Source organism: Halomonas sp. 3H, from assembly GCF_024206005.1.
In the GTDB taxonomy this organism is placed as follows: domain Bacteria; phylum Pseudomonadota; class Gammaproteobacteria; order Pseudomonadales; family Halomonadaceae; genus Halomonas; species Halomonas campaniensis.
Window position 1 is genome coordinate 2429138 of sequence record NZ_CP100360.1, and the last position, 13038, is coordinate 2442175.

The 13038-nt window shown below is 69.2% G+C and carries 11 protein-coding genes; 1 reads left to right on the forward strand and 10 read right to left on the reverse strand.

The window, feature by feature from the left end:
• Positions 1-39: 39 nt before the first annotated feature.
• The 9 genes from recO to rpoE all read right to left on the reverse strand — a co-directional run bounded on the left by recO (position 40) and on the right by rpoE (position 9408).
• Complete coding sequence (recO, locus tag NFC98_RS11285) at positions 40-750, reverse strand: DNA repair protein RecO (RefSeq protein ID WP_254275082.1); 711 nt, start codon at positions 748-750, stop codon at positions 40-42.
• The gene (gene era, locus NFC98_RS11290) at positions 751-1650 is read right to left on the reverse strand and encodes a GTPase Era (RefSeq protein WP_183330210.1); all 900 of its coding nucleotides are present in this window, start codon (positions 1648-1650) and stop codon (positions 751-753) included.
• Complete coding sequence (gene rnc, locus NFC98_RS11295; RefSeq protein ID WP_254275083.1) at positions 1647-2351, reverse strand: ribonuclease III; 705 nt, start codon at positions 2349-2351, stop codon at positions 1647-1649. The genes era and rnc overlap by 4 nt, the downstream gene beginning before the upstream one ends.
• 105 nt (positions 2352-2456) lie before the next feature.
• The gene (gene lepB / locus NFC98_RS11300) at positions 2457-3260 is read right to left on the reverse strand and encodes a signal peptidase I (protein WP_254275084.1); all 804 of its coding nucleotides are present in this window, start codon (positions 3258-3260) and stop codon (positions 2457-2459) included.
• Positions 3261-3302: 42 nt separating this feature from the next.
• Positions 3303-5120: a translation elongation factor 4 gene (lepA, locus tag NFC98_RS11305; RefSeq protein WP_183330207.1), complete on the reverse strand. Its 1818-nt coding sequence runs from the start codon at positions 5118-5120 to the stop codon at positions 3303-3305.
• A gap of 157 nt (positions 5121-5277) precedes the next feature.
• Complete coding sequence (locus NFC98_RS11310) at positions 5278-6702, reverse strand: DegQ family serine endoprotease (protein WP_254275085.1); 1425 nt, start codon at positions 6700-6702, stop codon at positions 5278-5280.
• A 177-nt stretch (positions 6703-6879) separates the two neighbouring features.
• A complete protein-coding gene (locus NFC98_RS11315; protein ID WP_254275086.1) occupies positions 6880-7875 on the reverse strand; it encodes a MucB/RseB C-terminal domain-containing protein in 996 nt (331 codons plus the stop codon).
• A gap of 16 nt (positions 7876-7891) precedes the next feature.
• On the reverse strand, positions 7892-8608 hold the full coding sequence (locus tag NFC98_RS11320; protein ID WP_254275087.1) for a sigma-E factor negative regulatory protein: 717 nt from the start codon (positions 8606-8608) through the stop codon (positions 7892-7894).
• A 194-nt stretch (positions 8609-8802) separates the two neighbouring features.
• Positions 8803-9408, reverse strand: a complete 606-nt coding sequence (gene rpoE, locus NFC98_RS11325; protein ID WP_254275088.1) for an RNA polymerase sigma factor RpoE — start codon at positions 9406-9408, stop codon at positions 8803-8805.
• A gap of 314 nt (positions 9409-9722) precedes the next feature.
• Between rpoE and NFC98_RS11330 the strand changes: the two genes are divergently transcribed.
• On the forward strand, positions 9723-10802 hold the full coding sequence (locus tag NFC98_RS11330) for a 3-deoxy-7-phosphoheptulonate synthase (RefSeq protein WP_254275089.1): 1080 nt from the start codon (positions 9723-9725) through the stop codon (positions 10800-10802).
• Between the two features lie 92 nt (positions 10803-10894).
• Here NFC98_RS11330 and dinG read toward each other — a convergent pair whose 3' ends face one another.
• Complete coding sequence (gene dinG, locus NFC98_RS11335) at positions 10895-13036, reverse strand: ATP-dependent DNA helicase DinG (RefSeq protein ID WP_254275090.1); 2142 nt, start codon at positions 13034-13036, stop codon at positions 10895-10897.
• Positions 13037-13038 lie beyond the last annotated feature (2 nt).

Sequence of the window (13038 nt, forward strand, 5' to 3'; positions counted from 1 at the left end):
GCCAAGCAGCCAAGCAGCCAAGCGGCAAGGCCCTCACGGCTACTGCCTGGCTTCCTCGTGGTCTCGACGGCGCTGGGCAAGCTGGCGCATCAGCTCGCGGGAGCGCAGTGGGCGTGCGCCCAGCAGCGGGGCCAGCGCCGCGCGGGTCACCGCCTTGGCGGGGCCGGCGAGCCCCGGCTCGCCCCAGTCGCCGGCGGCCAGCAGGCGCAGGGTGCGGCCATCCAGGCCAGGCTCTCCGGGCAGAAAGGCCCGGCTGCCGGCGTCGAGGACATAGCGACGCTGGGGGTCCAGGGCACGACCGTCGGGCTCGCTGAAGCGCGGCAGCGCGTCCAGGGCATCGAGCAGCGCCACCTCCAGGCGGCGCAGCGCCGCGGCGCGCCCTTCCGGCCGCGGCAGCGCCTCGAGCAGGGCCCCGTAGAAGGCGAACACCTCGGGGACCGGCAGCTCCACCGGCAGCGTGCGGGTCAGCAGCTCGTTGGCATAGAGGCCGCACAGCAGCCCCTCGCCGGCCAGCAGCGCAGCACCGCCGCGACTCTCCATCAGGCGCAGACGCTTGAGCTCGCCACTGCCGGTCCAGGTGACGTGCAGCGGCGCGAAGGGCTGCAGACGGCCCCGCGAACGGCTACCGGGGCGCTGAACCCCCTGGGCCACCGCCCTCACCCGGCCCTGCGCCAGGGTGAGCAGGTCGACCAGTGCACTGGTCTCGCGGTAGGGCCGCTTGTGGAGCAGGAATGCCGGTTCAGGGGTCATTCAGTCGAGGTCATAGCCCAGGCTCTTCAGCGCCCGCTCGTCGTCGGACCAGCCGCGCTTGACCTTGACCCACAGGTTGAGCATCACCTTGGCGCCCAGGGCCCGCTCCATGTCGAGGCGCGCCTCGCGGCCGATGCTCTTGATGCGCTCGCCGTTCTCGCCGATCAGGATCTTCTTCTGCCCCTGGCGCTCCACCAGGATCAGGGCGCTGATGTGCACCACCCGCCCCTCGTCGCGGAACTCCTCGATCTCCACGGTCATCTGGTAGGGGAGCTCGTCGCCGAGCTGGCGCATCACCTTCTCGCGTACCAGCTCGGCGGCCAGGAAGCGCTGGCTCCTGTCGGTGACCTGGTCCTCGGGGAAGAAGTGGACGCTCTCGGGCAGGTGCCTGGCCACCTCGGCCTCCAGCTCCGGCACGTTGGTCCCGTGCTTGGCGGAGATCGGCACGATGGCGGCGAAGTCGCGGCGCGCCCCGACCTCCTCGAGCCAGGGCAGCAGGCTGGCCTTGTCCTGCAAGCGATCGACCTTGTTCACCGCCAGGATCACCGGGGCCTTAACGTGCTCGAGACGCTGCAGCACCACCTGGTCCTCGTCGGTCCAGCGGGTCCGGTCGATGAGAAACACCACGCAGTCGACGTCGCGCAGGGCCTGGGTCGCCGCCTGGTTCATGAAACGGTTGATCGCCTTGTTGCGATCCTTCGCCATGATGTGGATACCGGGGGTGTCCACATAGATGAACTGCACCTCGCCCTCGGTCTTGATGCCCGTCACCTGGTGACGGGTGGTCTGGGGACGTCGGGAGGTGATCGAGATCTTCTGGCCGAGGATCCGGTTCATCAGTGTCGACTTGCCGACGTTGGGACGGCCGACGATGGCCACGAAGCCGCAGGTCGTGCTCATGGGCGTGCCCCCTGTGGGTTTACCTTGCCGGGCTCGAGCCGGGCCAGTGCCTGCTCGGCGGCCTGCTGCTCGGCATGGCGACGGCTGGCGCCGACCCCGGTGGTGTGCTGATCCAGCATCTCGACGTGGCACTCCACGGTGAAGGTCTGGGCGTGGGCCTCGCCCTCCACGGTGACCACCTCGTAGCGCGGCAGCGGCGCCTGGCGAGACTGCAGGAACTCCTGCAGGCGTGTCTTGGGATCCTTCTGGGTGTCCTGGAGGGTGATGCCTTCCAGTCGTTCGGCATACCAGGAGAGGACACGGGCCCGCACGGTCTCCATGCCGGCATCCAGGTAGATGGCGCCGATTACCGCCTCCACGGCATCCGCGAGGATCGACTCGCGGCGATGGCCGCCGCTCTTCATCTCGCCCGAGCCCAGGCGCAGGTGGTCGCCGAAGCCCATCTCGCGGGCCAGCTCGGCCAGGGTCTGCCCCTTGACCAGGCGGGCACGCAGCCGCGACAGCTGGCCTTCCCGGGCCTCCGGGAAGCGCTGGAACAGCGCCTCGGCGATCACGAAGTTGACGATTGAGTCGCCGAGAAACTCGAGTCGTTCGTTGTTCTGGCCGCCGAAGCTGCGATGGGTCATGGCCAGCTCCAGCAGGGCTGGGTCGCTGAAGGCATGGCCGATTCGTCGGCTGAAGGCGTTGAGGGAGTGGCTCACGAAATTCCTGTTATCTGATGACTGAGGGGCCGCTGTCGGGGTAACGGACCAGGCCCGCCACCGGGTGGCAGGCCCGGCAGGGCCGAGGGGCCGGAGACCGCGGGGTCAGTGGATGCGGCGCATCTGGGTGAAGCTGGGAAGTCCACCGTCCCAGTGCATCCACACGGCGAAGGCGCGCCCGACGATGTTCTCCTCCGGCACGAAGCCCCAGTAGCGGCTGTCGTTGGAGTGGTCGCGGTTGTCGCCCATGGTGAAGTAGTGGCCTTCTGGCACTACTACCTCGCGCATCTGCGGGCCCGGGTCACGGGGATTATTGTAGATGCGGTGCTCCACCGCGCCCAGCCGTTCGGCCAGCAGCAGCTCGCCGGGAGCGCCCCCGGGCGCCTCCTCGAGCAGCGACTTCGGCACCGCCTCGCCGTTCACGTAGAGCTGCTTGCCCTCGTAGCGGATGCGGTCGCCGGGCAGGCCGACGACCCGCTTGATGAAGTTGACCGACGGCTCGCTGGGGAAGCGGAACACCATGACGTCCCCGCGCTCGGGCTCGTTGAACTCGACGATGCGCGTGTGCACCACCGGCAGGCGCAGGCCGTAGGTGAACTTGTTGACCAGGATGAAATCCCCGACCTCGAGCGTCGGGCGCATCGAGCCGGAGGGGATCTGGAAGGGTTCGACGATGAAGCTCCTGAGCACCAGCACCACCAGCAGCACCGGAAAGAAGGAGCGCGAGTAGTCGACCGGCCACGGCTCCTTGAGCACCTTCTCCCGGGCGCGCTCGTCGAGGCCCTCGGTGGTGCCGGCCTCGACCGTCACCAGGTTGCGCCGACGCGCCGGACGCCACCAGACAAGGTCCAGCAGCCAGATGAAGCCGGTGACGGCAACCGCCACCACCAGCAGCAGAGAGAAGTCCATGCGGTTTTCCGTCCCTAGCGTTTTGAATCGGAGCCCTGCGGCTCAGTCATTGACCTTGAGCACGGCGAGGAAGGCATCCTGGGGAATCTCCACCCGGCCGACCTGCTTCATGCGCTTCTTGCCCGCCTTCTGCTTCTCGAGCAGCTTCTTCTTGCGGCTGACGTCGCCGCCGTAGCACTTGGCGGTGACGTTCTTGCGCAGCGCCTTCACGGTGGAGCGCGCCACCACCTGACCGCCGATGGCCGCCTGTATGGCCACGTCGAACATCTGGCGCGGGATCAGCTCCTTCATCTTCTCGACCAGCAGGCGGCCGCGGCCATGGGCGTGGTCGCGGTGGATGATCACCGCCAGGGCATCGACCTTGTCGCCGTTGATCAGCACGTCGAGGCGGACCAGCTTGGCGGCCTGGAAGCGCTCGAAGCTGTAGTCCAGGGAGGCATAGCCCTTGGAGATGGACTTCAGGCGGTCGAAGAAGTCCATCACCACCTCGCTCATGGGCAGCTCGTAGGTGAGCTGGATCTGGCTGCCGAGGAACTGCATGTCGAGCTGGGTGCCGCGACGGTTCTCGCACTCCATGATCACGTTGCCGACGAACTCCTGGGGTACCAGGATGCTGGCGCGCACGATGGGCTCGCGCATCTCCTCCACGTCGGCCATGTCGGGCAGCTTGGAGGGGTTGGAGACATACATCAGCTCGCCGTTCTTCATGGCCAGCTCGTAGACCACGGTGGGTGCCGTGGTCAGCAGGTCCAGGTTGTACTCGCGCTCCAGGCGCTCCTGGATGATCTCCATGTGCAGGGTGCCGAGGAAGCCGACCCGGAAGCCGAAGCCCAGCGCGTCGGAGTTCTCCGGCTCGTACTCCAGGGAGGCATCGTTGAGGGCCAGCTTCTCCAGGGCGTCGCGGAAGTCCTCGTAGTCGTCGGCGCTGACCGGGAACATGCCGGCATAGACCTGCGGCTTGACCTTCTGGAAGCCCGGCAGGCGCTCGACATCGGGGGTCTTCGCGTGGGTGATGGTATCCCCCACCGGGGCGCCCTGGATCTCCTTGATGCCGGCGACGATGAAGCCCACCTCGCCAGCCCGCAGGATTCCGGTTTCCTTGCGCAGCGGCGTGAAGATCCCCACCTCGTTGGCCTGCCAGTCGCGACCGGTGGACTTGATGCGGATCTTCTCGCCCTTCTTCAGGGTGCCGTCGAAGATCCGTACCAGGGAGACCACGCCCAGGTAGTTGTCGAACCAGGAGTCAATGATCAGCGCCTGCAGCGGGGCATCGGGGTCGCCCTTGGGCGGCGGGATGTCGCGCACCAGGCGCTCCAGGAGCGCATCGATGCCCATGCCGCTCTTGGCCGAGACCTGGCAGGCATCGGTGGCGTCGAGGCCGATGATCTCCTCGATCTCGTGGGCGACCTTGTCCGGGTCGGCCTGGGGCAGGTCCATCTTGTTGAGCACCGGCAGCACTTCGAGGCCCTGCTCGATGGCGGTGTAGCAGTTGGCCACCGACTGCGCCTCGACGCCCTGGGCGGCATCCACCACCAGCAGCGCCCCTTCACAGGCATAGAGGGAGCGCGAGACCTCGTAGGAGAAGTCCACGTGCCCCGGGGTGTCGATGAAGTTGAGCTGGTAGGTGTTGCCGTCCTGGGCGTGGTAGTCCAGGGTCACCGACTGCGCCTTGATGGTGATGCCGCGCTCCCGCTCCAGGTCCATGGAGTCGAGCACCTGCTCCTTGAGCTCGCGCTCGGTCAGGCCACCGCAGTTCTGGATCAGGCGGTCAGCCAGGGTCGACTTGCCATGGTCGATGTGGGCGATGATCGAGAAGTTGCGGATATGCTTGAGCTTGTCGGATGAGGTGTCTTGGGACATCGAGTGATTTCTGCCTGCTGGGTTCGGGCCGGGGCCGGGCAACGTCGGAGATGCCGCCATGGGCCGGGAATGGGCGCCATTGTACCGGCATGCGCCGGCCAGATACAGCAACCCGACGGCAGGGGCCGTCGGGTTGCAGGCCGGACGCAGGCGGGAGTCAGTCGCCGGCGAGGCGCAGGGCCACGAACAGCGAGCGCCCGTCGCGGAACAGGCGCACCGGCACGGCGCGGTCGTTGGGCAGGTCATCGACCAGCGACATCAGTTCGCCGGCGCTGGAGACAGCCCGATGGTCGATGCTGACCAGCACGTCGCCGGGACGGATGCCGGCGGCGGCAGCGGCACCGCCAGGGTCGACGTCACGGACCCGCACGCCGCCCTCGATGCCGAGCTGCTCGCGCTCGGCGCCCTCCAGCTCACCCACCGCAATGCCCAGGCGCGCCTGACGGCTCTCCTGGGGGCGGCTGGCGGTGGCCTGCTCGGCGTCCGGCCAGTCGCCCAGGGTCACGGAGAGCTGGCGGCGCTCGCCGTCGCGCATCAGCTCGAGCGCCACCTCGCTGCCCGGGCTGGTGCGGCCGATCAGCCGCGGCAGGGTGCTGGAGTCGTGGACCCGGGCACCATCGACCTCGAGGATCACATCGCCGGCGCGCAGGCCGTCTCGGGCCGCCGGACCCTCCGGGTCCAGGTCGGCGATCAGCGCCCCGCTGGGGCTGTCCATGCCGAAGGACTCGGCCAGGTCGCGGGACACCGGCTGGATCATCACGCCCAGCCAGCCGCGGCGCACCTGCCCGTCGTCACGCAGCTGGTCGGCCACGTCCATGGCCACGTTGATGGGAATGGCAAACGACAGGCCCATGAAGCCGCCGCTGCGGGTGAAGATCTGCGAGTTGATGCCGATCACCTCGCCCTCCAGGTTGAACAGCGGCCCCCCGGAGTTGCCCGGGTTGATGGCCACGTCGGTCTGGATGAAGGGCACGTAGGCGTCCCGCGGCAGGGTACGGTCGATGGCGCTGATGATGCCGGCGGTCACCGAGTGGTCGAAGCCGAAGGGGGAGCCGATGGCGGCGACCCATTCGCCGACCCTCAGGGTATCCGAGTCGCCCATGGCCAGGGTGGGCAGGTCGTCGGCATCCACCTTGAGCAGCGCCACGTCGGTACGCTCGTCGGCGCCTACCAGCTCAGCCGAGAGTTCGCGGCGGTCGTTGAAACGCACCAGGATCTCGTCGGCGGCCTCGACCACATGGGCGTTGGTGAGGATGTAGCCGTCGGCGCTGATGATGAAGCCGGAGCCCAGCGACTGCCGCTCCTGGGGCCGGCCGGGGGCCGGAGCGCCGCCGGGCGGCATCGGGAACCGGTCGCCGAAGAAGTGGCGGAAGATCTCCGGGATCTCCTGCTCGCCGAACCCCTGGAAGGGGTTGTCGCGGCTCTGTACCACCCGGGTGGTGGAGATGTTGACGACGCCAGGGGCGGCCTCCTCCACCAGAGCGGTGAAGTCGGGCAGCTCCCGCGCCATGGCCGACTGCCAGGCCAGCAGGGAGGCGGCCAGCAGCATCCACAGGGAGAGGGTTCGGGTCATGCGCTTCATGGAAAACTCCTGCGAATGGTCCAGGGAATGGCGTATCGGTCAGTCATCACCGGCGCCGGGGGATCACGCCCGCCAAGTCGGGCAAACCATGGGGTCGTAGGGAGGTAGGTGGCGTCCCGGCAGCGGAGTTCCAAGCCCCCCGAGGAGCCTGACGGCCGGCAGCACGCCGACGCCGGATCATCGGGCCGCCGCCTCGCTATCGCCGCGCCACTCCAGGGTGTCGGCAACGCGCAGCAGCACCCGAGGCGGGAGCTCGCCCATCACCACCACCTGGCGAGCCTGCCCGCCGAGGTCGCGATGCCGGACGGCGGCATGGGACACCCCGAGGCGGTGGAGGCCCGGCGCCAGCAGCTCGACCTCCTCGACCGGTGACACGAAGAGACTGAGGGTCGAGAGGCCATCGCTGTAGAGCCGGTGCGCCACCTGGTCGCCGTGGCGGGCGCTGCGCGTGTCCACCGGCTGGGGAGTGAAACCGGCGGGCAGCCAGCCGATCCGCCAGGGGTCATCGGGCGGCTGGCGGCGGCGGTCGAGGGTGATGACGCCCTCGTGGAGCCGGGGGGGCTGGAGCTCGGTAAGCTGGAAGGTCTCGACCACACGCCCCGTCTCGTCGAGCAGGGTCTGCTTGAGCGGCAGGCCGGTGGCCGCATCGAGCCACAGGCGATGGCCGAAGCGCAGACTGTCGAGGGGCGAGATCTCCAGGCGACGGGCGCGTCGATTGGCGATGCGCTCCTCGCCACCCAGCTGCAGGCGGTAGAGGCTGTCGAGGTGGGCGGCGATGCCGACCGGCGAGGCCGGCGCATCGCCACCCTCCCCCGCCCAGCTCAGCCGTCCGATGCGGCCCCGCCGCTCGAAGACCATGGGCGGCCCGTCGAGGAAGCGGGCCACCCCCCGCTCCACGCCATCACGAATATCATGGGAGAGCGCCAGGGTCCTGACACCGTCATGGCCGATGCGCACCGCATTGGCCTCGAAGACATAGCAGTGACCGGCCCAGAGGCTGAGTTCGAACCACTCCAGGGCCGACTCGGGCGAGGGGCGCTCCTGTAGCTCGCGGCAGTCGAAGCTGTCACCGGCAGGGACGTCCTCGGCCGCCAGGGCCTGGAGGGCGGGGCCGGCGAGCAGCCAGCCCGCGGCCATCAGGAGGGTCCATCGGGGGCGGATCAACCGCTTCATCGGCTCCGCTCCCCTGTCAGCGCTGGCCCAGGTTGTCGCCACCGGAGGCGCGCAGCAGCGGCATCCAGGCATCACCGCTGCGATAGGCAGAGCCCTCGGCATGGCGATCCAGGTAGGACTGCAGCAGCCGGGCCTGCTCCTCGTCGGCGAGCAGCGACTGCCGGTGGCCGGGCGCCATGAACATGGGAGGCTCGGCACCCGCTCCGACGGTCATCAGGCCCGAACCGCCGCCCGTCTGGGGCAGCTGGAACAGCGGCAGGTCGACCAGCGAGGGGCGCGACGCGTCGCCGCCGGCATTCGCCGGGGAGGCCGAGGCGGGGCTGGCTTGGCCGGCCGGCACGCTGCCGGCGATCTCCGATTCGCCAACGCCGGGTGTGCCGCCCCCCGGCACGCCACCGGAGTAGAACTGCACCCCGGTGATCACCATCAGCGACACCGCCGCGGCGATCCCGGCACTGCGGGCCAGCGGCAGGGAGCGCCGGGGAGCCGCAGGGGCCTCCTCCAGCCGCGGGCCGGGCTCCTCCTGCAGGCGAGCCATGATGCCGGCGGAGAGATCGGCCGAGACATCCACGTCCGGCTCGCGGCGCATCAGACTACGCATCAGATGGTAGCGTCGCCACGCCTCGGCGGCGTCCGGCTCGTCCTCGAGCGACTTGAGTACCCGGCGCAACTCGAGCTCATCACCTTCGTTGTCCATCAGGGCAGAAAGCGATTCCCGTGCGTTCTGACTCATTCTTCACACCTCACAGTGGCAAGGCGCCCCGCCTTGCGTCCGTTGACAGCCTGGTATCGGCATTCCCGGCCCGAGCCGGGAATGACGACACCCGAGATCCACCGGCGGCGGATCGATCACTGCTTCTGACGTCACTGACGCCGGACAGTTCAGCAAAACGTCAAAAACCTTGCAGCCGGCTCCCGCCGGCTGACTCACTCCTCCACCGCCTCGCGATTGCGGGCCGTGGTCACCAGCGGCTGGATATGCTGATCGACGGCCTCCCGAGCGCGGAAGATCCGCGAGCGTACCGTGCCCACCGGGCACTGCATGATGTTGGCGATATCCTCGTAGGAGAGTCCCTCGAGCTCGCGCAGGGTGATCGCCGTGCGCAGGTCATCCGGCAGGTTGTCGATCGCCTCGTAGACCGCGGCCTCGAGCTGGTCGCGGGCCATCGCCGCCTCCGGTGTCTCGGTGTCCGCCAGGCGCCCGCTGTGGTCGACGATCTCGGCGTCGACGATATCGAGGTCGCTGCCCGGCGGCCGGCGCCCCCGAGAGACCAGGTGGTTCTTGGCGGTATTGATGGCGATACGGTACATCCAGGTGTAGAAGGCGCTCTCGGCGCGAAACTTGCCCAGCGCCCGGTAGGCCTTGATGAAGGCCTCCTGGGCCACGTCCTGCACTTCAGCATGGTCGTGAACATAGCGCCCGATCAGTCCGATGATCTTGTGCTGGTACTTCCTTACCAGCAGGTCGAAGGCGCGGGTATCACCCTTCTGGGCGCGCTCGACGAGCTGCTGGTCGGTCTCCCTGGTGCCCATTCACACCCTCCCCGCCGGGAGGCGGAAGCAAGGGGCGGGCCGTCTCGCATGGACGGGTAGAACGTGCCTGACGATGAAATGCATAGCGTCAACCTGAAGCCCTGGGGCAGCTGAAAGTCGAAGGCCGTAGCCGGAGTCGCACAAGTGTTCCCGTTTCTCGCCCATCCATCAAGCCGAACCCTGCCGAAATACGCCCGCGCTGGGACAGCCGAGGGCCCGGCGGGTTCCCCCGCGATTGATTTTTCCTCCCCCCGCGGGTGATAGTAGGCCCCACTATTATTCGCCATCAGCGCAGACACGACACAGGTAGCACAATGTCAGAGCAGCAGGTCCATAACCTCAACGTCCTGGCCCAGGACGTCCTGATCACTCCCGAGGCCCTCAAGCAGGAGGTCCCCCTCACCGAGGCCGCCGAGCGCACCGTGATCGAGGGTCGCGAGACCATCCAGCGCATCCTCGACGGCGAGGACCCGCGCCTGCTGGTGGTGGTGGGCCCCTGCTCCATCCACGACGTGGATGCCGCCCTGGACTATGCGCGCCGCCTGCGCCGCCTGGCCGACGAGGTCAAGGAGAGCCTCTACATCGTGATGCGCGTCTACTTCGAGAAGCCGCGCACCACCGTGGGCTGGAAGGGACTGATCAACGACCCCCACCTCAACGGCTCCTTCGAGATCGAGGAGGGCCTGCATATCGCCCGCCGCCTGCTGGTGGACCTGGCCGAGATGGGCCTGCCGCTGGCCACCGAGGCGCTGGACCCGATCTCGCCGCAGTACCTGCAGGACTGCATCAGCTGGTCGGCGATCGGCGCCCGCACCACCGAGTCCCAGACCCACCGCGAGATGGCCTCCGGCCTCTCCTGCCCGGTGGGCTTCAAGAACGGCACCGACGGCAGCCTCGACGTGGCCGTCAACGCCCTGCAGTCGGTCTCCCATCCGCATAACTTCCTGGGCATCGACCAGGCGGGCCAGGTGGCGATCATCCGTACCCGCGGCAACGCCTACGGCCACGTGGTGCTGCGTGGCGGCAACGGCAAGCCGAACTATGACAGCGTCAGCGTGGCCCTGGCCGAGCAGGAGCTGCGCAAGGGCGGCGTCAAGCCCAACATCATGATCGACTGCTCCCACGCCAACTCCAACAAGGACCCGGCGCTGCAGCCCCTGGTGCTGGAGAACGTCACCAACCAGATCCTCGAGGGGAACCGCTCGATCATCGGCCTGATGGTGGAATCCAACATCGGCTGGGGCAACCAGAAGGTCCCCGAGGACCACAGCCAGCTGAAGTACGGCGTCTCCATCACCGATGCCTGCATCGACTGGGACACCACGGTGAATGCCTTCAGGGAGATGGACCAGAAGCTCGCCCCGGTGCTGGCCGCCCGCGCCCGGGCCGCCTGAACCGAGCCCCCGAAAAACGCTAAAGGCCCGCCGATCGGCGGGCCTTTAGCGTTTCAGGGAGGCTGTCGAGGGCCGGCGGCGCCGGGGTCGGATCAGGCCTCGGGGACGCCGTCGATCTCGCGCACGAAGGGCGGCAGCGCATCGAGCAGCGCCCGGCCGTAGCGCCGGGTCAGCACCCGGCGATCGAGCAGGGTGATGCGCCCGCTGTCGGCCTCCTTGCGGATCAGCCGGCCGCAGGCCTGGACCAGCTTGATGGAGGCATCCGGCACGCTGATGCGCATGAAGGGGTTGCCGCCGCGACTCTCGATCCATTCGGCCAGCGTCGCCCCCACCGGGTCGTCGGGCACCGCGAAGGGCAGCCGGGTGATCACCACGTGGGTGAGGTAGTCGCCGGGCAGGTCGATGCCCTCGGCGAAGCTCGCCAGGCCGAAGATGATGCTGCCCTCCCCGGCATCGACCCGCGCCCGGTGGCGGGTGATCAGCTCGCGCTTGGGCAGCCGGTCCTGGGCCAGCACCCGCCCGGCCAGGGCCTTCGGCAGCGCCTTCTCCACCGCCCGCAGCTGCGCCCGGGACGAGAACAGCATCAGTACCGCCTCCTTCTCCCCCAGCCCCCGGACGAAGTCGACGATGGCTCGCTCGTGCCCCTCGCGATCGGCGGGGTCGACGGCCTCGCGCGGCACGCTGAGCACCGCCCGGGAGTAGTCGAAGGGGCTGGGCAGGCGCTGGTAGCGGTAGCGGTTGGCCAGCCCCGCACGCTCCTGCAGGCGCTCGAAGCGCCCCAGCGCCGTCAGTGTGGCCGAGGTGACCACAGCGCCGAAGGTGGCCCCCCACAGGCTCTTCGCCAGGGTGTGGGCCGCCGAGACGGGGCTCGCCGAGAAGGTCAGCTCGGGGTCGGCACCGAAGCGCTCCAGGGTCAGCCAGCGCGCCCGGGGCGGCTCGCCCTCGGGGTCGCCTTCGGCGAACGCCTGCCACAGGGCGTGGGCCTCCAGCGCCCGGCCGTGGAGCAGTGCCACCAGCGGCAACCACGCCTCGGCCTGCTCCCGGGGCAGCCCGGTGTGCTTGTCGGGGTCGAGGCTCTCGCGCAGGATGTCGGCCATGCTCTCCAGGGTGCGGGAGAGCTCGGCGAAGATCACCAGCAGGGCCCCGGCCAGCTCGCGCAGCGCCTCCGGGGCGCGGCCCATCTCGAAGCGATGCTGGCGCCCCTCCTCGCCATCGGCGAGCCCCTCGGGGCGCCCAGCCAGCTGGTGGCCCCGGGCAAAGGCCTCGCCGAGCTTCGGCTCCAGCGCCTCGATCGCCTGGGGCAGGCCGGCCAGCAGCCGCGCCAGGGTCGGCTGCACGGCCAGCGCCTGGTTCAGTTCGGTCAGCGACTTCTTCAGGGTCCGCAGCCAGCGCAGCGCGCCACCCACCGCGAAGCGGTGGGTGAAGTGGTTGAGCGCCTTGTCCGGCAGGTGGTGCCCCTCGTCGAAGACATGGATGCAGTCCCCCGGGTCAGGCAGCACCACCCCGCCGCCCAGGGAGAGGTCGGCCAGCACCAGATCGTGGTTGGCGACGATCACGTCGGCGGTGTCGAGGTCGCGGCGCGCGCGGAAGAAGGCGCAGGCGCCGAAGTGGCCACAGCGGCGGTTGGTGCACTGGCGGTGATCCACGGTGAGTCGCCGCCAGTGGGCATCCTCGATGGCCTCAGGCCAGCTGTCGCGATCACCGGCCCAGCGGCCATTGCCGTAGGCCTCACCCAGCGACGCCACCAGCGCCTGGAAGTCGTCGCCACCGCTGTCCAGGGCCTGCTCGAAGAGCGACAGGGTGGGATTCTCCTCGCCGCCGTCGAGGGCCTGGTCCAGGCGAGCCACGCAGACGTAGCGGCCGCGCCCCTTGGCCAGGGCGTAGTCGAAGTCGATGCCGCTATGGGCCTTGAGGGCCGGCAGGTCCTGGTGGAGGACCTGCTCCTGCAGGGCCACGGTGGCCGTGGCCACCACCAGGCGCTTGCCGCGGGCCTTGGCCACCGGCAGCGCGGCCAGCAGGTAGGCCAGGGTCTTGCCGGTGCCGGTGCCCGCCTCGAGCACGCAGACATGCTCGTCGCTGACGCGCCTGCCGGCCTCGTCGGCCTCGATGCCGGCCAGGGTGCGGGCGATCTCGGCGATCATCAGCCGCTGGCCGTAGCGGGGGGTGAGGTCGAGGCCCTCGAGCACGCGGCGATAGGCGGCCTGGATCTCGCCCTTCAGGGCCTCGTCGAGCATGG

Coding starts and splice junctions, on each gene's coding strand:
- recO (WP_254275082.1), bottom strand. CDS start 750: ATGACCCCTGAACCGGCATTCCTGCTCCACAAGCGGCCCTACCGCGAG.
- era (WP_183330210.1), bottom strand. CDS start 1,650: ATGAGCACGACCTGCGGCTTCGTGGCCATCGTCGGCCGTCCCAACGTC.
- lepB (WP_254275084.1), bottom strand. CDS start 3,260: ATGGACTTCTCTCTGCTGCTGGTGGTGGCGGTTGCCGTCACCGGCTTC.
- lepA (WP_183330207.1), bottom strand. CDS start 5,120: ATGTCCCAAGACACCTCATCCGACAAGCTCAAGCATATCCGCAACTTC.
- NFC98_RS11310 (WP_254275085.1), bottom strand. CDS start 6,702: ATGAAGCGCATGACCCGAACCCTCTCCCTGTGGATGCTGCTGGCCGCC.
- NFC98_RS11315 (WP_254275086.1), bottom strand. CDS start 7,875: ATGAAGCGGTTGATCCGCCCCCGATGGACCCTCCTGATGGCCGCGGGC.
- NFC98_RS11320 (WP_254275087.1), bottom strand. CDS start 8,608: ATGAGTCAGAACGCACGGGAATCGCTTTCTGCCCTGATGGACAACGAA.
- rpoE (WP_254275088.1), bottom strand. CDS start 9,408: ATGGGCACCAGGGAGACCGACCAGCAGCTCGTCGAGCGCGCCCAGAAG.
- NFC98_RS11330 (WP_254275089.1), top strand. CDS start 9,723: ATGTCAGAGCAGCAGGTCCATAACCTCAACGTCCTGGCCCAGGACGTC.
- dinG (WP_254275090.1), bottom strand. CDS start 13,036: ATGCTCGACGAGGCCCTGAAGGGCGAGATCCAGGCCGCCTATCGCCGC.